General features: G+C 60.6%; 25 protein-coding genes. 16 read left to right on the top strand and 9 right to left on the bottom strand.

The features are described from left to right. Positions 1–63 precede the first annotated feature (63 nt). Both ACP7B1_RS19740 and mctP read left to right on the top strand, forming a co-directional pair. Complete coding sequence (locus ACP7B1_RS19740; RefSeq protein WP_223611419.1) at positions 64–261, top strand: DUF3311 domain-containing protein; 198 nt, start codon at positions 64–66, stop codon at positions 259–261. Further along, positions 251–1,723 (top strand): monocarboxylate uptake permease MctP, encoded by a 1,473-nt coding sequence (mctP, locus tag ACP7B1_RS19735; RefSeq protein WP_223611418.1) that lies wholly within the window; start codon positions 251–253, stop codon positions 1,721–1,723. Before ACP7B1_RS19740 ends, mctP begins: the two co-directional genes overlap by 11 nt. A gap of 182 nt (positions 1,724–1,905) precedes the next feature. Here the strand turns inward: mctP and ACP7B1_RS19730 are convergent, their stop codons facing one another. Continuing rightward, complete coding sequence (locus ACP7B1_RS19730; RefSeq protein WP_105737238.1) at positions 1,906–2,268, bottom strand: hypothetical protein; 363 nt, start codon at positions 2,266–2,268, stop codon at positions 1,906–1,908. A 273-nt stretch (positions 2,269–2,541) separates the two neighbouring features. Here ACP7B1_RS19730 and ACP7B1_RS19725 point away from each other — a divergent pair, with 273 nt between their 5' ends. The 5 genes from ACP7B1_RS19725 to ACP7B1_RS19705 all read left to right on the top strand — a co-directional run bounded on the left by ACP7B1_RS19725 (position 2,542) and on the right by ACP7B1_RS19705 (position 8,123). Beyond that, positions 2,542–4,077: a helicase HerA-like C-terminal domain-containing protein gene (locus ACP7B1_RS19725; RefSeq protein ID WP_346305853.1), complete on the top strand. Its 1,536-nt coding sequence runs from the start codon at positions 2,542–2,544 to the stop codon at positions 4,075–4,077. 29 nt (positions 4,078–4,106) lie between these two features. Further along, positions 4,107–5,003: an alpha/beta hydrolase family protein gene (locus tag ACP7B1_RS19720; protein ID WP_288192905.1), complete on the top strand. Its 897-nt coding sequence runs from the start codon at positions 4,107–4,109 to the stop codon at positions 5,001–5,003. Between the two features lie 231 nt (positions 5,004–5,234). Then, positions 5,235–5,942 carry a L,D-transpeptidase family protein gene (locus tag ACP7B1_RS19715; protein ID WP_223611415.1) on the top strand — a complete coding sequence of 236 codons (708 nt, stop codon included), beginning with the start codon at positions 5,235–5,237 and terminating at the stop codon, positions 5,940–5,942. A 383-nt stretch (positions 5,943–6,325) separates the two neighbouring features. Beyond that, complete coding sequence (locus tag ACP7B1_RS19710) at positions 6,326–7,204, top strand: branched-chain amino acid aminotransferase (RefSeq protein ID WP_223611414.1); 879 nt, start codon at positions 6,326–6,328, stop codon at positions 7,202–7,204. A 319-nt stretch (positions 7,205–7,523) separates the two neighbouring features. Next, on the top strand, positions 7,524–8,123 hold the full coding sequence (locus tag ACP7B1_RS19705) for a superoxide dismutase (RefSeq protein ID WP_105737248.1): 600 nt from the start codon (positions 7,524–7,526) through the stop codon (positions 8,121–8,123). 224 nt (positions 8,124–8,347) lie between these two features. Here ACP7B1_RS19705 and ACP7B1_RS19700 read toward each other — a convergent pair whose 3' ends face one another. Next, positions 8,348–8,791, bottom strand: a complete 444-nt coding sequence (locus ACP7B1_RS19700) for a winged helix-turn-helix transcriptional regulator (protein ID WP_346307893.1) — start codon at positions 8,789–8,791, stop codon at positions 8,348–8,350. A gap of 134 nt (positions 8,792–8,925) precedes the next feature. Here ACP7B1_RS19700 and ACP7B1_RS19695 point away from each other — a divergent pair, with 134 nt between their 5' ends. Then, positions 8,926–10,218, top strand: coding sequence for an MFS transporter (locus ACP7B1_RS19695; protein ID WP_346307894.1), 1,293 nt, complete (start codon positions 8,926–8,928; stop codon positions 10,216–10,218). On the opposite strand, the gene ACP7B1_RS19690 is transcribed toward ACP7B1_RS19695, so the two are convergent. The 4 genes from ACP7B1_RS19690 to ACP7B1_RS19675 form a co-directional block, all read right to left on the bottom strand. Then, on the bottom strand, positions 10,136–10,645 hold the full coding sequence (locus ACP7B1_RS19690; RefSeq protein ID WP_346307895.1) for an EVE domain-containing protein: 510 nt from the start codon (positions 10,643–10,645) through the stop codon (positions 10,136–10,138). The genes ACP7B1_RS19695 and ACP7B1_RS19690 overlap by 83 nt on opposite strands. Continuing rightward, complete coding sequence (locus tag ACP7B1_RS19685; protein ID WP_346307896.1) at positions 10,642–11,028, bottom strand: VOC family protein; 387 nt, start codon at positions 11,026–11,028, stop codon at positions 10,642–10,644. Before ACP7B1_RS19685 ends, ACP7B1_RS19690 begins: the two co-directional genes overlap by 4 nt. Positions 11,029–11,097: 69 nt before the next feature. Then, positions 11,098–11,790: a helix-turn-helix transcriptional regulator gene (locus ACP7B1_RS19680; protein WP_346307897.1), complete on the bottom strand. Its 693-nt coding sequence runs from the start codon at positions 11,788–11,790 to the stop codon at positions 11,098–11,100. A 58-nt stretch (positions 11,791–11,848) separates the two neighbouring features. Continuing rightward, positions 11,849–12,733 (bottom strand): carbon-nitrogen hydrolase family protein, encoded by an 885-nt coding sequence (locus tag ACP7B1_RS19675; RefSeq protein ID WP_346307898.1) that lies wholly within the window; start codon positions 12,731–12,733, stop codon positions 11,849–11,851. Between the two features lie 195 nt (positions 12,734–12,928). Between ACP7B1_RS19675 and ACP7B1_RS19670 the strand changes: the two genes are divergently transcribed. Then, entirely contained in the window at positions 12,929–13,402 is a 474-nt protein-coding gene (locus ACP7B1_RS19670; protein ID WP_426137206.1) for an SRPBCC family protein, read from the top strand. Here the strand turns inward: ACP7B1_RS19670 and ACP7B1_RS19665 are convergent, their stop codons facing one another. Beyond that, positions 13,403–14,272, bottom strand: a complete 870-nt coding sequence (locus tag ACP7B1_RS19665) for a LysR family transcriptional regulator (protein ID WP_346307900.1) — start codon at positions 14,270–14,272, stop codon at positions 13,403–13,405. Between the two features lie 389 nt (positions 14,273–14,661). Here ACP7B1_RS19665 and ampC point away from each other — a divergent pair, with 389 nt between their 5' ends. From ampC to ACP7B1_RS19640, 5 genes are all read left to right on the top strand, one after another. After that, a complete protein-coding gene (gene ampC / locus ACP7B1_RS19660) occupies positions 14,662–15,840 on the top strand; it encodes a class C beta-lactamase (protein ID WP_426137234.1) in 1,179 nt (392 codons plus the stop codon). A gap of 214 nt (positions 15,841–16,054) precedes the next feature. Continuing rightward, on the top strand, positions 16,055–16,399 hold the full coding sequence (locus ACP7B1_RS19655; protein ID WP_346307901.1) for a hypothetical protein: 345 nt from the start codon (positions 16,055–16,057) through the stop codon (positions 16,397–16,399). 188 nt (positions 16,400–16,587) lie between these two features. Continuing rightward, the gene (locus ACP7B1_RS19650; protein ID WP_346307902.1) at positions 16,588–17,040 is read left to right on the top strand and encodes a c-type cytochrome; all 453 of its coding nucleotides are present in this window, start codon (positions 16,588–16,590) and stop codon (positions 17,038–17,040) included. Positions 17,041–17,062: 22 nt separating this feature from the next. Then, positions 17,063–17,986 (top strand): cytochrome c, encoded by a 924-nt coding sequence (locus tag ACP7B1_RS19645; protein WP_346307903.1) that lies wholly within the window; start codon positions 17,063–17,065, stop codon positions 17,984–17,986. Positions 17,987–18,172: 186 nt separating this feature from the next. After that, positions 18,173–19,144, top strand: a complete 972-nt coding sequence (locus tag ACP7B1_RS19640) for an aliphatic sulfonate ABC transporter substrate-binding protein (RefSeq protein ID WP_346307904.1) — start codon at positions 18,173–18,175, stop codon at positions 19,142–19,144. Positions 19,145–19,163: 19 nt separating this feature from the next. Here ACP7B1_RS19640 and ACP7B1_RS19635 read toward each other — a convergent pair whose 3' ends face one another. Then, positions 19,164–19,610, bottom strand: a complete 447-nt coding sequence (locus ACP7B1_RS19635; RefSeq protein ID WP_403170860.1) for a MarR family winged helix-turn-helix transcriptional regulator — start codon at positions 19,608–19,610, stop codon at positions 19,164–19,166. A 73-nt stretch (positions 19,611–19,683) separates the two neighbouring features. On the opposite strand from ACP7B1_RS19635, the gene ACP7B1_RS19630 reads away from it, so the two are divergent. Further along, the gene (locus tag ACP7B1_RS19630; RefSeq protein WP_346307905.1) at positions 19,684–20,787 is read left to right on the top strand and encodes an NAD(P)/FAD-dependent oxidoreductase; all 1,104 of its coding nucleotides are present in this window, start codon (positions 19,684–19,686) and stop codon (positions 20,785–20,787) included. Positions 20,788–20,789: 2 nt separating this feature from the next. Here the strand turns inward: ACP7B1_RS19630 and ACP7B1_RS19625 are convergent, their stop codons facing one another. Further along, a complete protein-coding gene (locus ACP7B1_RS19625) occupies positions 20,790–21,128 on the bottom strand; it encodes a metallophosphoesterase (RefSeq protein WP_346307906.1) in 339 nt (112 codons plus the stop codon). 230 nt (positions 21,129–21,358) lie between these two features. Between ACP7B1_RS19625 and ACP7B1_RS19620 the strand changes: the two genes are divergently transcribed. Then, positions 21,359–21,745, top strand: a complete 387-nt coding sequence (locus ACP7B1_RS19620; protein ID WP_346307907.1) for a hypothetical protein — start codon at positions 21,359–21,361, stop codon at positions 21,743–21,745. The last annotated feature ends 92 nt before the right edge of the window (positions 21,746–21,837 follow it).

Raw genomic sequence — 21,837 nt, 5'->3', positions numbered from 1 at the left:
GCCTATTAATGAAACCCTCGGGTTTCATCTTTCCTCAAAAGTTAATTTCGAGAGGACATATCCATGGAAAACGGTTCAAAAAAGGCCATATTATGGCTACTTGCGATTCCCTACATCGGACTTCTCTGGGTTCCCTTCTATAATTCCCGCGAACCGGAGCTGCTCGGCTTCCCCTTTTTCTACTGGTATCAGCTGGCTTTTGTGCCGTTGACGGCTTTCGTGACGTGGATCGTCTACCGGAGTGTGCGCTATGACGACTAATCTTGATCCGGTTGCCGTTTCGGTTTTTGTCTTCTTTTTCGCCCTTGTCACGGTGCTCGGATTCATTGCTTCCCGCTGGCGGGCGCCCAAGACCATGGCGCATATCGATGAATGGGGCTTGGGCGGCCGCAATTTCGGCACTTGGATCACCTGGTTTCTCGTCGGCGGCGATTTCTACACCGCCTATACGGTGATCGCGGTTCCGGCGCTGGTCTATGCGGTTGGCGCCTATGGCTTCTTTGCGCTGCCCTATACGATCATCGTCTATCCCTTTGTCTTCATGGTCATGCCGCTCCTGTGGAAACGGGCCAAGGACAATGGCTACGTGACTGCCGGCGATGTGGTGTTCGGGCAATACGGCTCGCGCGGGCTGGAACTGGCGGTGGCGCTCACCGGCGTCATCGCAACCATGCCCTATATCGCGCTGCAGCTGGTCGGCATGGCTGCCGTGCTGCAGGCTCTGGGCTTGACGGGCGAGCTGCCGCTGGCGGTCGCCTTCGTCATCCTGGCGCTTTACACCTATTCGGCGGGCCTGCGCGCGCCCGCGCTGATCGCCTTCGTCAAGGACATCATGATCTATATCGCTGTCATCGCCGCGGTGGCGCTGATCCCGTCGAAACTCGGCGGCTATGCCAATGTATTCGCCTCGGCGGATGCCGCCTTCAAGGCCAAGGGCTCGGGCAATCTGCTGCTCGGCGGCAACCAGTATGTGGCCTATGCGACGCTGGCGCTCGGTTCGGCGCTGGCAGCCTTCATGTATCCGCATACACTGACCGGCATCTTTGCGTCGAACAGCGGCAACACCATCCGCAAGAATGCGGTGATGCTGCCGGCCTATACGCTGCTCCTTGGTCTGCTTGCCCTGCTGGGCTATATGGGCCACGCCGCCCATCTCAACGTCTCCAGCCCGAACCAAGTGGTTCCGGCGCTGTTCCAGACCCTGTTCCCCAGCTGGTTCGCCGGTTTTGCCTTCGCCGCCATTGCCATCGGTGCGCTGGTTCCCGCCGCGGTCATGAGCATCGGCGCCTCCAACCTCTTCACCCGCAATTTCTGGAAGGCCTATGTCAATCCTCAGGTGACGGATGCGGGGGAGGCGAAGGTCGCCAAGGTGACGTCGCTGATCATCAAGATCGGTGCGCTGCTGGTCATCGCCTTCCTGCCGACGCAGTTTGCATTGGACCTGCAGCTGCTCGGCGGCATCTGGATCCTGCAGACACTGCCGGCGCTGGTGTTCGGGCTCTACTCGAACTGGTTCCGTGCACCGGGCCTGCTGGCCGGATGGCTCGTCGGCTTCTGCGGCGGCACCTATCTGGTGTGGATCAACGGCCTGAAACCGCTGCAGGCCATCAGCCTCGGCGGCGCACCGTTCACGGTCTATATCGGGCTGCTGGCGCTGGCTGCCAATGTTGTCGTGGCGGTGCTGGTCAATCTCGTCACGGTCCCGGCGAGAAAGCCTGCGTGAGGTAAAGAGCAGAATATACGGTGCGTGGTTCGACAAGCTCACCATGAGGGAAGCTTGTGGGCTGCAATCAAATCACCTCCCTCATGGTGAGCTTGTCGAACCACAAGGGAATGGCCAAACGAAAACGCGCGCCAGGAGGCGCGCGTTTGACATGCTGGTTGTGAATGGCCGCGCCGTGCGTCTCAGACGAACTGGCTGAGGCCCGGGATCGAATTGACGACTTCGTCAACCACGTCGCTGCCGGCCTTTTCACGGGCAAAGGCAATGGTTTCCTTGGAAATGCCGGAGATTTCGCTCATGCCGAGGCCAGCGCCCATCAGCTTGGAGCCGAGGCCCATGACGCCGGGCATCAGGCCGGACAGGAAGCCGCCGCCGGAATTGGCATCGGCAATGGCCGCGTCCGCGCCGGGGATGCTGCTGATCAGGTCGGTTGCCTTGGCCGGGCCTTCCTTCTGCAGGAAAGCAAGGATGAGGCCAACGGCCTTCTTTGCCGTTTCCGGATCGGTGCCGACATTGGCGGTAATGCGCGCGATAAGTTCGTCCATGAGCCTAATCTCCCGTGTGTCATGAATTACGTTTACGTAATATGCGGATATCATCCGCCTTGCAAGCCACTGCGTCAATCTGGATCAGCCGGCATGACATTCTTCAGGCGGCGCCGCTTCCGTTGTGACACGGGAAGATGACACAAAAACGTCAGCAATTTCAGCGCCGCCTTGCAATCTTATGCATGAGTCCCGGCTGCAAGGCATTGTCCCCCGGGCATCCGGCCTTTATACCGGATGGCAGAAACACCACAGTGAAGAGGATCACCCCCCATGGCCGCTGACGACAGTATCTTCCTTGGTGCGAGCCGCAAACCGGATGACAGCTATCAGCAGGCCGAAGCGCTGCTGCTGAAATACGGCAACCGCCACGGCCTGATCACCGGCGCGACAGGGACGGGCAAGACCGTCTCGCTGCAGGTTCTGGCGGAAGGTTTTTCGCGTGCGGGCGTTCCGGTCTTCTGTGCCGACATCAAGGGCGATCTGTCGGGCATCGGCGCGAAGGGCGAGGAAAAGGATTTTCTCGTCAAGCGGGCGGCGGAGGTCAGGCTCGATCCCTATGCGCTCGAGGCGTCGCCGGTTATTTTCTGGGATATTTTCGGCGAACAGGGCCATCCGATCCGCGCCACCATTTCCGAAATGGGGCCGCTGCTGCTCTCGCGACTGATGAACCTCACCGAAGCGCAGGAAGGCGTGATGAACATCGCCTTCAAGATCGCCGACGAAGAGGGGCTGCTGCTGCTCGACATGAAGGACCTGCAGGCTCTGCTGGTCAATATCGCCGAGCGTGCCGAGGAAATTTCCGCGCGTTACGGCAATGTTACCAAACCTTCCGTCGGCGCCATCCAGCGTTCCCTCCTGGTGCTTGAGCAGCAGGGCGGCACGAAATTCTTTGGCGAACCGGCGCTGCGCATCGCCGATATCATGCGCACCAGCACCAATGGCCGCGGCGTGGTCAGTGTGCTGGCCGCCGACAAGCTGATGATGAATCCGCGGCTTTATTCCACCTTCCTGCTCTGGCTCCTGTCGGAGCTGTTCGAGGAACTGCCTGAAATCGGCGATCCGGAAAAGCCACGCCTCGTCTTCTTCTTCGATGAAGCGCATCTTCTGTTCAATGAGGCCCCGAAAGCCCTGCTCAACCGGGTGGAGCAGGTGGTGCGCCTCATCCGCTCCAAAGGGGTCGGGGTCTACTTCATTTCGCAGAATCCGCTGGATGTGCCGGAAACCGTTTTGGCCCAGCTCGGCAACCGCGTGCAGCATGCGCTGCGCGCCTATACGCCGCGCGAGCAGAATGCGGTGAAGACGGCGGCCGATACCTTCCGCCCCAATCCGGATTTCAACACGTTCGCGGCAATCACCAACCTGTCCACCGGCGAAGCGTTGGTGTCGACCCTGGCGGAAAAAGGCGTGCCGTCCATCGTGCAGCGCACGCTGATCCGCCCGCCCGCGGGACGCATCGGCCCGTTGACCGTTGACGAGCGGCAGAAGCTGATCAATGCCAGCCCGGTTGCCGGCCAGTATGACCAGATGATCGATCGCGAATCCGCCTATGAGGTCCTGCAGAAAAAGGCGGCGCAGGGACAGGCGGAAGCTGCAGCCACGAAGGAACAGGAAGCCGACAGCACCAGCGGCTGGCGCCTGCCGGATATTCTGGGCGGCGGCAGCAGCACGCCGGGCCCGCGCGGCGGTCAGCCCCGTGCCCGCCAGACGGTGGCGGAAGCGGCGATGAAATCGGTGGTCCGTTCGGTGGGCAGCTCGCTTGGCCGCGCGCTGGTGCGCGGCATCCTGGGAAGCCTGAGCAAACGCTAGGGCTACGACAGCGGACAAGGCGGGCGCCGATGAACAGCACAGGCCAATCTTTTGCTCTGCCACGCCCCGTGTTGCGATTGATCGCCGCCATTCTCACCGCCGTGCTGGCCACGGCGGGAACCGCCCTTGCCAAAGACAGCGAAGCGGTGATCGGCGGGGTGCCGGTCCATGTGTGGGAACCGGACCAGCCGACGATTGCCCGCCAGCCGGTCATTTTCTTCTCGCACGGGTTCCACGGCTGTTCGACCCAATCGAAATTCCTGATGCGGGCCTTTGCCAAGGCGGGCTACATCGTCTTCGCGCCCAATCATCACGATGCGACCTGCAACAATGGCGACCAGAGCATTCTCGACAAGCCGCAGGTTTCCCTGCGCAAGCCCCTGCGCTGGACGGAGGCCACGTTCAGGAACCGCGCCGATGATTTCAGCAAGGTGATTGCCGCCCTGAAGCGCGACCGGCAGTGGAACAGCCGGATCAACTGGAACGAGATGGGGCTCGCGGGGCATTCCCTCGGCGGCTATACCGTGCTGGGCATGAGCGGCGCCTGGCCCGGCTGGCGCATCGACGGTGTCAAGGCAACGCTCGCCCTGTCCCCCTATGTCGGTCCCTATCTGCACCGGGATTCACTGCGGCATCTCGAAGCCCCGGTCATGTACCAGGGCGGCACGCGCGATATTTTTGTGACCCCGAAAGTGAGGCGGCCGGGCGGCGGCTACGACCTGTCGAAGGGCCCGAAATATTACGTGGAATTCCTGGGTGCGGGTCATCTGACGTGGACCGATCTCGGCCTGTTCACCCGCACGCGCATCAGTGAAGCCAGTGTCGCCTTCATGGATCGCTATGTCAGAGGCAAGACCGGCGATGCGCCGCTCAGCAGTCTTGCCGGGCGGTTCGGCGTGTCGGATTTTCGCTATGAACCCCGGTGATTCGGCGATGGGAATGCGGGTTTGGCGGTCTCACGAATTGTTTATCGCCCGGTGAACGGTGCAGGCATCCTTCAGGCAGTCTTTCTGTTGCGGGAGGGCAACAGTCCGCCACCCGCCTTGTTTGCGCCATATTGCCAACGGTCCGTTGCCACATTTTATGTGCGTTTAGAGCTGGTAAACCCGATCCATGCTATCTCACACTCCATCTCCCACCGCTAAATTGGTTCAATGATGCAAAACATGATTTCCCGCCGCGGTTTCCTGACTGCATTGACCGCAACAGCGGCCGTCGGCCTCGCCGGATGCGCCGCAATCCCGGATATGCCGGTTATCAAGGTTGACGACAATGGCCAGCCGCTCGCACCGCAGGCGGATGTCGATCCGGCCTTTGGCTCCTATGAAGCCATGTATGCGGCGCGCGAGGATGACGGCTATCAGTTGCCCGCCATTCCGATCAAGAGGATGAACAAGCGCTATCTGCGTCAGGTCGTACAGGACCCGACCGGCGAACAGCCCGGCACCATCGTTGTCGATACCCAGAACAAGTTCCTCTATCTGGTGCGCGAAGGCGGTCAGGCGATCCGTTACGGCGTCGGCATCGGCCGCGAAGGCTTTGCCTGGTCCGGCCGCGCTGTTATCCAGTGGAAGCGCCACTGGCCAACCTGGACTCCGCCGGATGAGATGGTTGCCCGCCAGCCGGAGCTGGTGCAGTACAGCGCCCGCAATGGCGGCATGCAGCCCGGCCTGACCAATCCGCTCGGCGCTCGCGCCCTCTACATCTTCCAGAATGGCCAGGACACGCTTTATCGCCTGCACGGCTCGCCGGAATGGTGGTCCATCGGCAAGGCGGTTTCGTCGGGCTGCGTGCGCCTGATCAACCAGGACATTATCGATCTCTATGATCGCGTGCCGAACAAGACGCCGATCCTGGTGATGTAATCTGTCGCCTTTGTCCACATGGAAGGCCGGTGACCTGGGGTTGCCGGCCTTTTTCTTTGAGCCAAAAGAAAAGCAGACCCGGCAAGGGGTCCGCCAAGAAGCCGTATCCTGAGGGGAGCGGGGGGAAATGATACGGTGCGTTTTCTCACAACATTTGAAGTCCGGAACTGACAAACGGCTCAATGCTGCCGTGTCATAGTGGACAGGCGATAGTCCGATGCGCAATTCATCAAAAGTATGAGAAGCCGTGGTTTGACGCGGAAAAGTGCTGGTTATGGCGGTCCGTTTGTCGCAATTTGCCTTCCGCAGTGTCTGAACCATTGACCTTGCGGTCGAATAACCCTTCGATAGGGCGACCTATTCTCAGCGACGGAATCACTCTCATGGCAGTCAATACAGCAGCGCAATCAACCACCTGGACCTATGTCGACGGTGACTGGCACGAGGGCAATGTGCCTCTGATCGGGCCGCGCAGCCACGCCATGTGGCTGGGTTCGACGGTTTTTGACGGCGGACGCTGGTTCGAGGGCGTCTCGCCCGATCTTGACCGCCATTGCGCCCGGGTGAATGCCTCCGCCGCCGCGCTTGGTCTCCAGCCGACCATGAGCGCGGAAGACATTGCCGGTCTTGCCCGCGACGGGCTGAAAAAATTCGATGGACGGATCGCCGTCTATATCCGGCCGATGTACTGGGCCGAGCATGGCGGCTATATGGGTGTGCCCGCCGATCCCGCTTCAACCCGCTTCTGTCTCAGCCTGTACGAATCGCCGATGCAGGAGCCCACGGGTTTTTCCGTCACCGTTTCGCCCTTCCGCCGTCCGAGCTTCGAGACGATGCCGACCAATGCCAAGGCCGGTTGCCTCTACCCCAACAATGGCCGCGCCATTCTCGAAGCCAAATCCCGCGGTTTCGACAATGCGCTGGTGCTCGATATGCTCGGCAATGTCGCTGAAACCGGCAGCTCGAACATTTTCATGGTCAAGGACGGGCACATTTTCACGCCCGCGCCCAATGGCACGTTCCTGTCCGGCATCACCCGCGCCCGCACGATCGACGTGCTGGCCGATTACGGTTTCCGCACGACGCAGGCGACCTTGACGGTGCAGGATTTCCTCAACGCCGACGAGATTTTCTCCACGGGGAACCATTCGAAGGTCGTGCCCGTTACCCGTATTGAAGGCCGCGACCTTCAGCCGGGTCCGATCACCAAGAAGGCGAGGGAGCTCTATTGGGAGTTCGCCCACTCCACGCCGAAAATTTAACGCTGAAACCGGATCAAACCGAAATATTGATCCGTTCCGCATTGCCCCCGGGGAAATACGGACCGAGAGCCTTTCTCGCCATCCGGAAACCCGAAAGGCCGGGTGAATTTGGTTCAAATCCAGCGGGGCTTGACTTCGCCCGATGGGTAAACATCGGTCTCGTCAACCCCCTCGACCTTGAACCAAATTCTTTCCGGCAGAACTATTCTATTTAGGTGAGAAAGGCTCTATGTAACGAACGCAGGTTTTGTCAGGATTGGCGTGCGCCCCGACGGGCTAACCAATTCTGATCACAGATTGAATCGAAGAGGAGACTTCCATGGCTTTCGAACTGCCCGCACTGCCGTATGATTACGACGCGCTCGCCCCCTTCATGTCGCGCGAGACGTTGGAATATCATCATGACAAGCACCACAAGGCTTATGTTGACAACGGCAACAAACTGGCTGCCGAAGCCGGTCTTGAAAATCTCTCGCTTGAAGAGATCGTCAAGCAGTCCTATGGCAAGAATGCCGGCCTTTTCAACAATGCCGGCCAGCATTACAACCACCTGCATTTCTGGCATTGGCTGAAGAAGAACGGCGGCGGCAAGAAGCTTCCGGGCGCTCTGGAAAAGGCCATTGACTCGGATCTCGGTGGCTACGACAAGTTCCGCACCGATTTCATCGCTGCCGGCACCACACAGTTCGGCTCCGGCTGGGCATGGCTCTCCGTCAAGAACGGCAAGCTTGAAATCTCCAAGACACCAAACGGCGAAAACCCGCTGGTTCATGGCGCAACGCCAATCCTCGGCGTCGACGTATGGGAACACTCCTATTACATCGACTACCGCAATGCCCGCCCGAAATACCTCGAAGCTTTCGTCGACAGTCTCATCAACTGGGATTACGTCCTCGAACTCTACGAAAAAGCCAAATAAGCTTTTTCCCGCGTGATATCGATGGAAAGGCCCCGTCAAGGATGGGGCCTTTTTCTATTGTCCGCCCGGGCCGGCCGGAGCCAGCGTCCCACTGGCACCATCACAGAATACGGATAATCGGACCGTCGTCAAGTCTTATTGCAAATGATTTTCATTTGCATTTTGTGGCAATGGCGCTGCCAGACACCGCGGAGCGATGTCGGGCAGGGCGAGGGCAGGGAAATCTAGTTCCCGACAACCACCGTGTCGTCAGGCCCGAGCAGGCGCCCGTCATCGGAGCGCAGCTCCAGCCGCCGCACCGGTTTACCCGTTTCGCGGTCGACCAGTTGGACTTTCGCCTGATAGCTGTCGGAGTAGTATTCTTCACCCCATTGCCGCAGGGCGACAAGCAGCGGGAAGAGATCGCGGCCTTTTTCGGTCAGCACATATTCATTGTAGGCGCTGCCATCGGCGCAGGGCGCGATGGTGAAAATGTCATGGGCAACGAGATTACGCAGCCGCGTCGACAAAATATTCTTGGCCAGGCCAAGACTTCTCTGAAATTCCCCAAAACGCCGCGATCCCTCAAACGCGTCGCGTATTATCAGCAGTGACCACCAGTCTCCGATCGCATCCAGTGGCCTTGCCACCGGGCACGGATCATCCTTGTGGCTCGTTCGCTTGACCATTGTAGTCCCCCTTTTTTGGTCGCAGAGCAGTGCTCATCTTGTTTCTCCCTCTGCGAAGGGTAGTTGCAATATAAAACCGATGGAGCTAAGACGCAACAGGTTTTAATTTGCAACCACATTCGCAGGAGGATGCGATGAAGCTTGAGCAGGACGATAATCTGGTCACTGGCGGTGGACAAGCGGTCTATACGGATGAAATTGCTGAAAAAACGCCTTTCAGCGGGCCGCAGGCCATAGAATTCTCCCGCCCCCTGGCACTTCTGTTTGCCATTGCCTGCGGACTGGCCGTGGCGAACGTCTATTTTGCCCCGCCGCTGCTCGACGCCATTGCCGACAGCTTTGGCATGAGTCACGCCACCATCGGCATGATTGTCTCGATTTCGCAGGTCGGTTACGGGCTGGGCCTGCTGCTGATCGTGCCGCTGGGTGATCTGATCGACCGCCGCCGGCTGATCGCCGGTCAATCGGTTCTCTCCGCGCTGGCCCTGCTGGCGGTGTGCTTTGCCCCGACCACGCTCGCGCTGCTGGTGGCGATGGCCGCCATCGGCCTGCTCGCCGTTGTCACGCAGGCGCTCGTCGCCTATGCCGCCAGTCTGGCAAAGCCGCATGAGCGGGGGCAGGTGGTCGGCATCGTCACCAGCGGCATCGTCATCGGTATTCTGCTGGCCCGCACCATTGCCGGTGCCATGGCCGATCTGGCGGGCTGGCGCTCGGTCTATGCCGTCTCGGCGGTGCTGACGCTGATCATTGCAGCGCTGCTGTTTCACTTCCTGCCACGCAACGAAGTGCGGCGGACAAAAATCGCCTATCCGAAGCTGATCAAGTCTGTCTTCCTGTTGTTTGCCGAGGAGCCGGTGCTGCGCATCCGTGCCGTCATTGCCATGTTCATCTTCGCCGACATCACCATGCTTTTGACACCGCTGGTGTTGCCGCTGAGCGCGCCGCCCTTTTTGCTCTCGCACACGCAAATCGGGCTGTTCGGTCTTGCCGGCGCTGCCGGAGCGCTGGCGGCCTCGCGGGCAGGGCGCTGGGCCGACCGGGGGCATGCACAGCGCACCACCGGCATTGCCCTGACCATCATGCTCCTGTCGTGGCTACCGGTCGCCTTCATGCAGGTGTCGCTGTGGTTCCTGATCATCGGCATCGTGACCATCGATTTCGCCCTGCAGGCGGTGCATGTTTCCAACCAGAGCCTGATCTACCGTGTGCGTCCGGAAGCGCAGAGCCGCCTGACGGCGGGCTATATGATCTTCTACTCAATCGGCAGTGCGGCAGGCTCGCTCGGCTCCACGCTGGTCTATGCCTCCGCCGGCTGGACAGGAGTCAGCCTTGCGGGGGCGGGCATCAGTGCGCTTGCCCTGATGTTCTGGGCTGCAACCCGTCATCGCACGCCAGCCGGAGCGATGGCAGAGGCGCGGCAACATTAAACCCTTGGCGATGGGCATGCATGGCCCCGGCGATGACATCAAAATCCTCCGGGCTGATGGCTAACACCCCGAAGCGGAACTGGTAGCCCCAGTTCTGCCTGCCCCTGGTGAAGCTGAGACTGTCGAGCAGCGGGCGGATGTCCGCTTCCGTGGCATCGAACCAGCCGATATTGCGGCGCCACGGCACGAATCCTCCGCCCATGTCGTGACGGTAGGCGTCTTCCGCCTGCACCATGCCGATGGCGGTGAAAGCCTGCAGGCGGTTCTTGCCGCCGAATATCTCGGTCGGCGAATAATAGACCACCCCGTCGCCGGGCTTGATGCGCTTCAGCGGGCCTTCCTTGCCGTGGCACACCTGCATGAAGCCGTCCTGCAGGCCGCGGCGGACATGGTCCGCCGAAGCAACTGCGATCCAGTGCCGGCTCATTGCGCCGTTCCCTGTTCCGGGGTTGCGGCAAACATCCGCAGCCGGTGACCATCCGGATCGAGGGCAACAAAGGTGTAGCCGAAATCCATGTGCACCGGCGCCTGAACGATCGGCAAACCGCGTGCCGCCCAGTCCTTGTGCGTTGCCTCGACTTCGCTGTCCGTATCCACGCTGAACACGAGTTCGCTGCCTGAACCAATGCTGGTAACGGCCGGTTCAACCTTGTCATGCGCCCAGACGCCGAGCAGCAGGCCGGAGTCGAGGGCAAACATGGCAAAATTGACCGTTTCTTCCAGCGGTTCGCGCTTGAGCAGAGCCGCATAGAAGGCGCGGCTGGCAGGGGCATTGGCAACGTAGAGAATGATGAGATTGGGGTTGGCCACGGCATTTTTCCTTCAGGTTGTGATGGGAACACCATAAAACGGCATGCTGCCAGTTTCTGGCAGTAGTGATCAGCGCGGCTGGGCGATGCCCTGTGCGTCGCGCCACTCCTGCAACAGGACCTGCCGGCGCTTGGGATAGCGTATATCCGTTGCTTCGAGCCGCGACAGCCGGTCGGTGCGGAAATGCCGGAAATCCTGGCGCAGTTCACACCAGGCAACGATGACGCGCATTTTGTCGAAGAATCCCAGCGCGAAGGGCCAGATCAGGCGGCTGGATTGACTGCCATTGCCGTCGCGATAGGTGATATCGAGCTTGCGCTCACTGCGGATCGCTTTGCGCACGTCGGCAAGGTCGATGCCATCGGTTGCCGATCCGTCCCCGGGACCGACCAGCAGGGCAGAGGTGTCGACGCTCTCTCGCAGGTCGTCCGGCAGCACCGCGGCGATTTTGTTGAGGGCATCGCGCGCTGCTGTGGAAAGCCGGTTGTCCGGCTGTTTGGCCACCCAGCGCGAGCCGAGCACCAGCGCTTCGATCTCCTCTTCGGTGAACATCAGGGGCGGCAGCATGAAGCCGGGGCGCAGCACATAACCGAGGCCGGGCTCACCCTCGATATGCGCACCCTGCGCCTGCAGGGTGGCGATGTCGCGATAGAGCGTGCGGATGCTGATGCCGGTTTCCTCCGCCAGCACCTTGCCGCTGACCGGACGCCGATAGCGGCGCATGGTCTGGATCAGGTCGAGAAGGCGCTGGGATCGGGACACGGTTACTCACCTGCGGGGATGCGTTGCTACATCATGCCATATTTTGGCAGTGGTTGCATCAAGCCTTGTTGGCTTCCAGATAGGGCGCATAGAGGCTGCCGTCGCTGGCTGAACGCCGGAATTCCAGCACCCGCTGGCAGAAGGCGTCGAGTTCCGGATCGTCGGTCAGCACGTTCAGGATGAAACCGGTTTCGTCCCGTGCCGCGCTGCCGCCGTGATGGCCGGTGCGCTCGATCCAGAAGCTGGGAAAATTCTGGCGCGGCCGGCATGAATTGGATGAGCTGACAGCATACTGGTTGAGCCAGGCATAGCCCTGGATCAGCGGCTGGATCGCATGGGCCTCGATCCGGTCGCGCGATACATTGTCCGTGTAGCAGGAATGGAAGACCAGCTCGACCTTGCCGGCGTGTTCCTGCCAGAGTTCGGGAAAGGCCCAGTCGAGGCAGATGAGAAAACCGCAGCGCACACCCTTGATATCGAGAGTCAGCGGCGTATCGCCCGGCGCAAAGGCGCGCAGATCGTTGATCGAGCAGCGCCGCTTGTCATAACGCCCGGCAATCGCTCCCCTATCGTCAAACACGAACAGCGCATTGGTGGGCCGGGTGTGCGCGTGATCCCAATGCACCGAACCGGTGACGATCCAGATCGCATGGGCGCGAGCCGCCTCGGCAACCCTGTCCATGGCGGCGTTGAGCGTTGCCCATTCGAAATCATCCCAGGATGGCCATGTCGCGGCGCCATAGCCGGAGAGGGCGCATTCGGGAAAATGCACGACATCAGCACCGGCAGATGCGGTGCGGGCGATGAGATCGAGCATATGGGCCAGATTGGCGTTGATGTCATGCGAAACCGGAAACTGGCAGGTGGCAACCGTCAGCCGGGCGGGCTTGCCGCGCGCGGAAGGCGGGACATCCCAGACGTGGTCGGCGCGTTTTTTCTTCACGGGCTTTTCCTTCGACTCACCAGCACCATGGAGTTTACCCGATTGCCGCTTATGCAAGAACCGGTGCGCTGCGCTGGCAGCGGACATTTTCGGGGGTAAGACACTTAAGTCAATAATTAAGTATTAGTTGCGCGATCGCCAATCGCGTGATACTTAAGTAATCACTTAATGAATTGACCGGCAAGGGAGGACATCATGACCGGAGGTTCCGTCAACCATGCAACCATCATTGTCGAGCGCACCTATGATGCCCCGCCGGAGCGCGTATTTGCTGCCTGGTCCAGTGTCGAGGCGCTCCTGCGCTGGAACGCCATGGGCGATGGCTGGCACGCGGCCTATGATCACTTCGATTTTCGTGTCGGCGGCGGTGACATCTTCCGTTTCGGCAAGACCGGCGGCGAAACCTATGTCAGCACCAGTTCCTACCAGGATATCGTGCCGAATGAACGGATCATTTCCGCCGGCACGATGAGACGCGAAACGACGCCCATTTCCAGCAGCATCGTGACCGTTGACCTCACGCCGTCGGGCAAGGGCTGCCGCCTTGTCCTCACAGAACAGGCGGCCTTTCTTGATGATGAAGACAAGCCGGAATACCGCCGGGCCGGCTGGAGCGCCATGCTCGACAATCTCGGCGCGGTATTGAAAAACCAGACGGTTTCAATCTGATCAGGGCGCTGAAACGATCCATTCGGCAAAGGCGGCCATTGCTGGTGTCGGCGTGCGCGATTGCAGCCGCGTCAGCCAGTAGCTTCCCAGCGAGATCGAGGTCTGGAACGGCTGTTCGATGGCGCCTGCGGTCAGGTGGCGTGAAAACATCATCGGCGGCGCAAGAGCAACGCCGATTCCCTGCAGGGCGGCTTCCATCATGGCCAGGGACGAGTCGAACACGATGGCCTTGTTCAATTGGGGCGAGGCGGGAACATTGGCCGCCGCGAACCAGTTGTTCCACTCATCCATGCGATAGCTTCTCAGCAGCGTGTGACTGGCAAGATCGGCGGGCTCCAGCAGCGTCTCGGCCAGCTGCGGCACGCACAGCGGTGAGAGCGGCGCCTCGAACAGGCGGGTCGCATCCGTGCCGTGCCAGGCGCCGTTGCCGAACCGGATGGCAAAATCAAGCCCTTCCGCCGCCATGTCGACCCGATTGTTGTTGGTCGACAGACGAACCTCGATAAAGGGAAACTGTCGCTGGAAATTCGGCAGTCTCGGCAGGAGCCAGCCGACGGCGAATGTGCCGACCGCCCCCAGAAACAGCAGCTCGCGGACCTGTCCGCCCTCGATCCGGTCAAGCGTGTCGGCCATCCGGTCGAAGGAGCCGGTGACCACGGGCAAAAGTGCTTCGCCTTCCGCCGTTATCTTCAGGCCGCGCGGCAGGCGCAGGAACAGCGGTACGCCCAGACGCATTTCCAGGCTCTTCACCTGCTGGCTCACCGCAGCCTGCGTCACGCACAATTCGATGGCCGCGCGGGTGAAGCTCAGGTGCCGCGCGGAAGCTTCGAAGGCTCTGAGGCCGTTGAGGGGGAGAAATGGCCGAACCATGTGTGCCCTAGTGGAACGAATTTGACATTCGCATCCCATCTAACATCACGCGCAACATGCGAATGTCAAATTCAAAGTTCCACTAGAATCATAAGCTTGCTAGTGGCCCTTTGATTCTGACATTTGCCTGAGTTGCTTGTATCAAAGGGTTGCAAATGTCAGAATCGGGCCACTAGTTTTTCTTATGTCTGCCCCGAGATATCATGTTTTGACAGGGCATCCCAGCCGGTTAGATAGATGCGGCTCAGCAGGTCTGCGATGCAATGCGGAAGCCAGTCTTATGTCAGGCGATCTCCATGACCAGCACCTGCGGGGTTTTCAATCGGCGCGCAATCCGCGCCGGTCGCGGACCCGTCCACAATGCCGAACCAGCAAAGGAAGTCGAAGAAATGCCAGCGAAAGCCACCAGAGTTCTGCTCTCCATCCTGTTTGCCGCCTGTGCGCCGGCCGCCATGGGGCATGCGGCCGACAAACCGGCGACGGCAGTCAGGGCCGTCGTGGATGCGGCAATCAGGCCGGTCATGGAAAAATACAATATTCCCGGAATGGCCGTCGCCGTGACGATCAAGGGAAAGCCCTATCTGTTTGACTACGGCGTTTCCTCCCGGGAAACCGGCAAGCCGGTCACGGCCGATACGCTCTTCGAGATCGGATCGATCAGCAAGACCTTCGTGGTCACGCTTGCGGCCTATGCGCAGGCAAACGGTCAGCTTTCCCTGTCGGACAAGACCAGCAAGTATCTGCCGTCCATGCGGGATACGGCCTTCGGCAATGTCAGCCTGATGCACCTTGGCACCCATACGCCGGGCGGCTTCCCGGTGCAGGTTCCCGACGAGGTGAAGAACGACGACCAGCTGATGACCTATCTGCGGAACTGGAAGCCGGCCTATGCCGCCGGAACATACCGGACCTATGCCAATCCGAGCATCGGCATGCTGGGTTACATCGCGGCAAAGGCGATGAACCGGAATTTTGCCGCGTTGATGGAAGGGCAGCTGTTTCCGGCCCTTGGCTTGAAAAGCACCTATATCGACGTGCCGGACACCAAAATGGCGGACTATGCCCAGGGTTATACCAGGAAGGATGTTCCGGCCCGGGTGAGCAAGGCGGTCCTTTCCTCGGAAGCCTATGGTGTGAAAACCACAAGCACGGACCTGATCCATTTCCTGGAAGCAAACATGAAAATGGCCAGGCTGGAAGGCAAGCTGCAGCGGGCGATCGCCGATACGCATACCGGCTATTTCAAGGTCGGTGCGATGACGCAGGATCTGATCTGGGAACAATATGCCTATCCGGTCGATCTGAAGACGCTACTGCGCGGCAACTCTCCCGACATGCTCAAGCCGACGCCGGTGACCGCGCTGACGCCGCCGCAGCCTGCCCGCGACGATGTACTCATCAACAAGACAGGTTCCACCAACGGGTTCGGCGGCTATGTCGCGTTCGTGCCGAAAAAGCAGTTCGGCATCGTCATTCTGGCCAACAAATACTATCCCAATGAGGACCGCATCCGCATGGCCTATCAGATACTGACGCGGCTGGATGCCAACAACGGCGCGAGCGAATAAGGGATGCCCTAGCGGGCCGTGCGAAGGTGTTTTCACATATTCGCACGGGCCGTTTTTATATGTGATCGCCCGCATCCCCCGTGCCATTGCTGCGCCATATTGATTATTCATCTCTGGTTCATGGGATTAGACTTAAGTCTATTCCCAAGGGACTTAACATGTCGAAATGCACGTTCTCAGGGCGCATTTCACTGGAGGCACTATGAAAAAGTTGATGTCAGCTCTTTTTGCCGTCGTGATGTCGATCGGAGCCCTCGGAGCAGCCGGACCGGTGTCCGCCGCCCCGATGACTGTCGAAAAGCCCATCACCGCAACAGGGCCAGCGGCTGCAGACAGCAATGTGCAGCGCGTTCAGTATTACCGTGACTATTACGATCGCCGCTACGACCGCCGCTATTATCGTCACTATGACCGCCGCTGGGATCGCCCGCACTGGCGTCACCGCTATGATCGCCGTTGGGACCGTCGTTGGGACCGCCGCTATTATCATCGCTATGACCGCCGTTGGGATCGCCCGTACTGGCATCACCGCCATGATCGCAGATGGCGCCGTATCTGACGGACAGAAAGCAAAACCCCGGCCGAAAGCCGGGGTTTTTCGTATGCGAACCAATGTCTGTCATACGAAAATGTGATCGTATGGGGCGGGTGCAATCCGGGATGTTTACTGTAGGGTTCGGACCCGGGAATGCCCCTGAAAACCCTTGAAGCCACATGTTTTTGAAGCCACGAGAGTTGGAGACATCCATGAAGAGACTGATTGCATTCGCTGCGGCGCCTTTGCTGGCCATGACAGTGTTTTCGGCTGCCGCAGGCGCTGATCCGATTGCGGACCGGCAGGCGATTATGAAGGATCAGGGCAAGACCATCGGCAGTATCGCCCCGATTGCCAAAGGCGAAAAGCCGTTTGATGCGGCTGCGGTGCTGGCGGCTCTCAGCAAGCTGAACGAGGATGCCCAAAAGATCGATCCGGCAGCGCTGTTTCCGGCCGGCAGCGACACCGGCGGCGAGACCACCGCTTCGCCGAAAATCTGGGAAGACAATGCGGGCTTCGTCGCTGCTGTCAACAAGTACAAGGCCGATGCCGCAGCAGCGGCTGCCACCAAACCGCAGGACCTTGACAGCTTCAAGCTTGCCTTCGCGCAGGTCTCGCAGAATTGCGGCGCCTGCCATCAGACCTTCCGCATCAAGAAGAACTGATCGGACAGGCGGGGGAGGCACAATGATCCGCAAGCTGCTGCTGCTCGTCATTGTGGCTGCCATGGCGGGGGGCGCCGGATTCTGGTTGCTGTCGGCGCCGTCGCGGGTTGATCCGGCACGGCTTGCCGCCGCGGCTCCCGGTGATGCCAAGCGCGGCGAACGGGTATTCTGGTCGGGGGGCTGCGCCTCCTGCCATGCCGCACCGGGCGCCAGAGGCGATGCGCGTCTGGTGCTGACAGGCGGCCATGAGCTGGTCACGCCGTTCGGTACCTTCGTTACCCCTAACATTTCTCCCTCCGGCAAGGGCATCGGCGCCTGGTCGTTCGAAGACCTGGCCAATGCCATGCTCGCCGGGGTATCGCCGGATGGAAGGCACTATTATCCCGCCTTTCCCTACACCTCCTATGCGCGCATGCAGGTGCAGGATATCGCTGATCTCTATGCCTACCTGAAAACGCTGCCGCCGTCGGACAATGTGGCGGCGGATCACCGGCTGCGTTTCCCCTTCACCGTTCGCCGGGGATTGGGGCTGTGGAAGCGCCTCTATCTGGCATCCGATCCGGTTCTCACGATCGCCGATGCCACGGATGCGATCAAGCGCGGCCAGTATCTGGTGGAAGGCCCCGGCCATTGCGGTGAATGCCACACACCGCGCAACGCCATTGGCGGGCTGGACAAGAGCCGCTGGTTGGCCGGCGCAAAGGCGCCCGAGGGCAAGGGTGTCGTTCCCAACATCACAGGCGGCGAGGGCGGTATCGATAGCTGGTCGGAAAAGGATATCGCCTATGCCCTGGAAAGCGGGTTTACGCCCGATTTCGACTCGCTCGGCGGGTCGATGACCGATGTCGTGTTGAACACGGCGCATCTGGAGCCGGCTGACCGGGCGGCGATCGCGGCTTACCTGAAAGCTATTCCTGCCCATCCCCGCGGTTTCCCCAAGCCCTGAACGCACGCCGCCGGGATGGCCTTTCGGCCAAACGATTTCACTTCATCCGGCTTGGCAGGGCATGATTTTCCCGATCCCGCCCATTGTTCAATATTTATGACGTCGATCCGGTTCCGCGTTTACCCCATCCTTGCGTGTGAGGTGCCTGCCCGTGGCAGCCCGCAGGAGATGGAAAGGATGGCATCGATGGTTACACGCAGACAGACTCTTTCGCTGATCGGGGCGGCGGCCGTGACCGCGCTGGTGCCGTTGACCGTCCGGGCGGCCGCTACGGTGCCGGTCAAAACACTGCGCATCGGCTGGCAGAAGAACGGTGTCCTCGCCCTGGCCAAAGGGACGGGCGCGCTGGAGAAACGCTTTGCAGCGCGCGGCATCGCCGTAAGCTGGGCCGAATTCTCCTCCGGTCCGCCGCTGCTCGAGGCGCTGGGTGCCGGTGCGGTCGATTTCGGTCCGACCGGCGATGTGCCGCCGCTCTTTGCGCAGGCCGCGGGCGGCAATCTGGTCTATGCCGGCACCTACAAGGGCTCGCCGGACGGATCGGCCATTCTGGTGCGCAAGGATTCGCCGATCAACAGTCTTGCCGATCTCAAGGGCAAGCGCGTTGCCTTCAAGCGCGGCTCGAGCGCGCACAATTTTACGGTCAAGGCGCTGCGCACGGCGGGCCTGTCGGTGAACGACATCACGGCGTCGGACCTGTCGCCGCCGGATGCGGCGGCGGCTTTTTCCTCCGGCCAGATCGATGCGTGGTCGATCTGGGACCCCTATCTGGCGGTTGCCGAAAAACGCCCCGAAACCCGTGTTCTGGCAACGGGCCGGGGAATCGTCGACAGTTGGTCGTATTTCCTCAGCAATGGCGATTTCGCCGCTGCCCATGGCGATATCCTGAGCGACGTGCTGGACGAACTGGCGCGGGTTGGCCGGGCGGCGCAGGACAATCTGGACGAAACCGTCGCCGCCCTGTCGAAAATCACCGGCGTGCCCGAGGACATCCAGAGGGTCACGCTGACTCGCGACGATGCCCAGCTGGGCAATGTCGGAGCCGTCACCCCGGAGGTTGTTGCCTATCAGCAGGCGCTGGCGGATGAGTTCTATGAGCTGAAGATCATTCCCAAAAAACTCAACGTCAGCGATATCGTCTGGAAGGGCAGGCCCGCCTGAGCCGCCCATTCGGGGGGAATCAGGACTTGCTATCCTCATTGCGCAGATTGGCATTGACGCGATTGAGAAAGGCCACGAACTGCGCCGTCTCGCCGGCGGAAAAACCCGTCATGGCCAGAATGTTGCCCTCGTTCAGCGCCGCATAGGCCTGCGGCAGGCGCTCGAAGGCGAGCGCGGTGAGCTCGATGATCTGGCTCCGCCGATGGGCCGGATCGGGCTTGCGCTGAATGAAGCCGTCCCGTTCCATCCGGGCCAGCGCCTGGGCCATGGACGGCTGTTCCACCTGCAGCAGCCGGGCCAGATCGGCCTGCGTCGATGCTTCGCCATTCTTCACCGCCACCAGAACCGGGAGATACGCCGCGCCGAGACCAAGCGGCCGCAGCCGCTCCTCGCCTCTGCGCATCAGCTCTCGCGCTGCCTGCTTGATGAGGAAAGATGGGGTTTGTCTCGGGTCCGGGCCGGGCATGGCGATTCTCCTTGCATAGGACCCTATGATATAATAATAGGACCCTATGCAATCTACCAGTGAGATGATGAACATGTCAAAGAATTCAGGGATCGCCATTGTCGGCGGTGGCCCCGGCGGGCTGTTGCTCGCGCGTATGTTGTATCTGAAGGGCGTCGCCTTCACGGTTTATGAGCGGGATGAATCGGCCCTGCATCGCGGGCAGGGCGGTATGCTCGACCTGCATCCCGGAACCGGGCAGTATGCCATGAAGCGAGCCGGGCTGTTTGCCGAGTTTCAGCATTTTGCGCGCTACGAAGACCAGGGCACGCGGCTTTATGACAAGCACGGCCTGCTTGTCTACAAGGACGATGCCTCCGACGGAGACCGCCCGGAGATTGACCGCAGCCAATTGAGAGACCTGCTTTTGCGGTCCATTCCGGCAGACAGTGTTCGCTGGGGCTGCCGTTTGACGGAAGCCCTGGGGTGCGATGACGGCACGTTCGAACTGCATTTCGAAAACGGTTCCGTCGCCCGGCATGATTTCGTTGTCGGAGCTGACGGCGTAGGGTCAAGGGTGCGTGCACTGGTGACGGACGAAAAGCCCCGGCATATCGGACTGACCCTCTATGAACTTGCGATCGACGATGCCGACGCGCGCCATCCCGATATTGCGGCGCTGGTCGGACGCGGCACGATGATTGCCAAGGGCGACGGCAAATCGATCTTCGCGCAGCGCAACGCCAATGCGCATATCCGCGTCTATGCGGCGCTGCGGGGCAAGGAGAAGCCGGGGTTCGAGGCGACGAAGGAAAGCCTTGCCGCGCAGTTCGCCGGCTGGGACGGCAGTCTGCTGCAGCTCATAGAATCGGCAAAGGACCCGGTGCGGCCCTGGCCGATTTGCGCGCTGCCAGTCGGGCACCGCTGGCAGAGCCGCGCTGGTGTGACGCTGATCGGCGATGCAGCGCATGTCATGCCACCGGCGGGCGAGGGTGGCAATCTGGCGCTGCGCGATGCCGCCGATCTCGCCGATGCCTTGACCGGGAACGAGGACCGGCCCATCGCCGTCCGGGCTTACGAAGCCACGATGTGGGCGCGGGCCGCGACTGCTGCCAGCAATGCAATGCAGGCGATGGATGACGGTTTTGCTCAGGACAGTCTGGAAGCCACGATGAAGCGGATCAGCGGCGCGGCCTGAACTCAGCGCCTGTTGCACCCGATCAGCACGGAGTTCCCGTCGACATATTTGCTGCGCATGGTGTAGAGCCAGCCGCGGCATTCTTCCATCGTGCGGAAGCAGCGAAAGTCGGAAACCGGCACATTGTCGCTGCCCATGGAAATGATCGGATTGTCGGTCGTGCCGGAATAGCGGCCGACGATCACGCCTGATCCGCGCGGCGGGTTGTTGCAGCGCTGCCCGGCAAATTCGCTGACATTCTTGCGAACCGCTGCCTGCACCCCGGTTGTATCCAGAACCGAAAGCAGGGGCTGGGCGGCGAACGCCACGCCGAGCATCAGGACAAGAGCGCTTCGTTTCATCATAAACCTCCGCAGTGAACCAAGTCTGACATTGCTTCCCCACAAACGCTTTGTGCCTTTATAGCCGAAACCGCAGCACGTGTAACCGTGATGAGGTGCACGGGCGAACACATCTGCGCGACCAAAGTCGAATTGACGGCGGAATAAGAAATAGGAATATTATCCCTTGAGTGCTTTCACGAGGAATTCAAACCACCGCGGTTCCTGAGACCGTTTTGAGGATTTCGTCGATGGCAACACGATTTTTTGACGATGCGCCCCATGCTTGGGAGCTTGCCGGGCCGGGCTCGGTCCGGGTTTCCGTCCGTGCCTTGCAACTGGCGCGCGATTTTGCTGCAGAAATCGAGCGAACGCGGCCGGGCGAAAGCCGGATCGTTTCCTTCGGCTGGGCCGATGCCCGCAGCTTTCGCCAGGCCAATCAGCCGGGGCTATGGCGACATATCGGCCCCGGTATCGATCTGGCGGCATATGAGAGGCGGAAACTGCCGGAACACGCTCTGGCAATATTTGGAAATATGGAAATTGTCTTCAAGATTCCGGCTTATATCCTGGCAGTAAAGACAGAGCGCCTTATCGATACCGATCCGGATGACAGGTCAAAACTGATCTTGCGATAGGGGTACACGCGCGGGAAATGCCGTGCTGATATTTCCAGCTACCCAGTGCACCGGCCGCCCGCTGGTGTCAACGGGCGGCGGGGATGACGTGC

The organism is Phyllobacterium sp. SL163 (assembly GCF_049896885.1).
GTDB classification, from domain to species: Bacteria; Pseudomonadota; Alphaproteobacteria; order Rhizobiales; family Rhizobiaceae; genus Phyllobacterium; species Phyllobacterium calauticae.
Note: the sequence above shows the minus strand (reverse complement) of the source record. Positions and strands in the feature narration are given on the sequence as shown.

Excerpts from the sequence above, each read along its gene's own strand:
- ACP7B1_RS19740 (WP_223611419.1), top strand. The coding sequence starts at position 64 with ATGGAAAACGGTTCAAAAAAGGCCATATTATGGCTACTTGCGATTCCC.
- mctP (WP_223611418.1), top strand. The coding sequence starts at position 251 with ATGACGACTAATCTTGATCCGGTTGCCGTTTCGGTTTTTGTCTTCTTT.
- ACP7B1_RS19730 (WP_105737238.1), bottom strand. The coding sequence starts at position 2,268 with ATGGACGAACTTATCGCGCGCATTACCGCCAATGTCGGCACCGATCCG.
- ACP7B1_RS19725 (WP_346305853.1), top strand. The coding sequence starts at position 2,542 with ATGGCCGCTGACGACAGTATCTTCCTTGGTGCGAGCCGCAAACCGGAT.
- ACP7B1_RS19720 (WP_288192905.1), top strand. The coding sequence starts at position 4,107 with ATGAACAGCACAGGCCAATCTTTTGCTCTGCCACGCCCCGTGTTGCGA.
- ACP7B1_RS19715 (WP_223611415.1), top strand. The coding sequence starts at position 5,235 with ATGCAAAACATGATTTCCCGCCGCGGTTTCCTGACTGCATTGACCGCA.
- ACP7B1_RS19710 (WP_223611414.1), top strand. The coding sequence starts at position 6,326 with ATGGCAGTCAATACAGCAGCGCAATCAACCACCTGGACCTATGTCGAC.
- ACP7B1_RS19705 (WP_105737248.1), top strand. The coding sequence starts at position 7,524 with ATGGCTTTCGAACTGCCCGCACTGCCGTATGATTACGACGCGCTCGCC.
- ACP7B1_RS19700 (WP_346307893.1), bottom strand. The coding sequence starts at position 8,791 with ATGGTCAAGCGAACGAGCCACAAGGATGATCCGTGCCCGGTGGCAAGG.
- ACP7B1_RS19695 (WP_346307894.1), top strand. The coding sequence starts at position 8,926 with ATGAAGCTTGAGCAGGACGATAATCTGGTCACTGGCGGTGGACAAGCG.
- ACP7B1_RS19690 (WP_346307895.1), bottom strand. The coding sequence starts at position 10,645 with ATGAGCCGGCACTGGATCGCAGTTGCTTCGGCGGACCATGTCCGCCGC.
- ACP7B1_RS19670 (WP_426137206.1), top strand. The coding sequence starts at position 12,929 with ATGACCGGAGGTTCCGTCAACCATGCAACCATCATTGTCGAGCGCACC.
- ACP7B1_RS19665 (WP_346307900.1), bottom strand. The coding sequence starts at position 14,272 with ATGGTTCGGCCATTTCTCCCCCTCAACGGCCTCAGAGCCTTCGAAGCT.
- ampC (WP_426137234.1), top strand. The coding sequence starts at position 14,662 with ATGCCAGCGAAAGCCACCAGAGTTCTGCTCTCCATCCTGTTTGCCGCC.
- ACP7B1_RS19655 (WP_346307901.1), top strand. The coding sequence starts at position 16,055 with ATGTCAGCTCTTTTTGCCGTCGTGATGTCGATCGGAGCCCTCGGAGCA.
- ACP7B1_RS19650 (WP_346307902.1), top strand. The coding sequence starts at position 16,588 with ATGAAGAGACTGATTGCATTCGCTGCGGCGCCTTTGCTGGCCATGACA.
- ACP7B1_RS19645 (WP_346307903.1), top strand. The coding sequence starts at position 17,063 with ATGATCCGCAAGCTGCTGCTGCTCGTCATTGTGGCTGCCATGGCGGGG.
- ACP7B1_RS19640 (WP_346307904.1), top strand. The coding sequence starts at position 18,173 with ATGGTTACACGCAGACAGACTCTTTCGCTGATCGGGGCGGCGGCCGTG.
- ACP7B1_RS19635 (WP_403170860.1), bottom strand. The coding sequence starts at position 19,610 with ATGCCCGGCCCGGACCCGAGACAAACCCCATCTTTCCTCATCAAGCAG.
- ACP7B1_RS19630 (WP_346307905.1), top strand. The coding sequence starts at position 19,684 with ATGTCAAAGAATTCAGGGATCGCCATTGTCGGCGGTGGCCCCGGCGGG.
- ACP7B1_RS19625 (WP_346307906.1), bottom strand. The coding sequence starts at position 21,128 with ATGAAACGAAGCGCTCTTGTCCTGATGCTCGGCGTGGCGTTCGCCGCC.
- ACP7B1_RS19620 (WP_346307907.1), top strand. The coding sequence starts at position 21,359 with ATGGCAACACGATTTTTTGACGATGCGCCCCATGCTTGGGAGCTTGCC.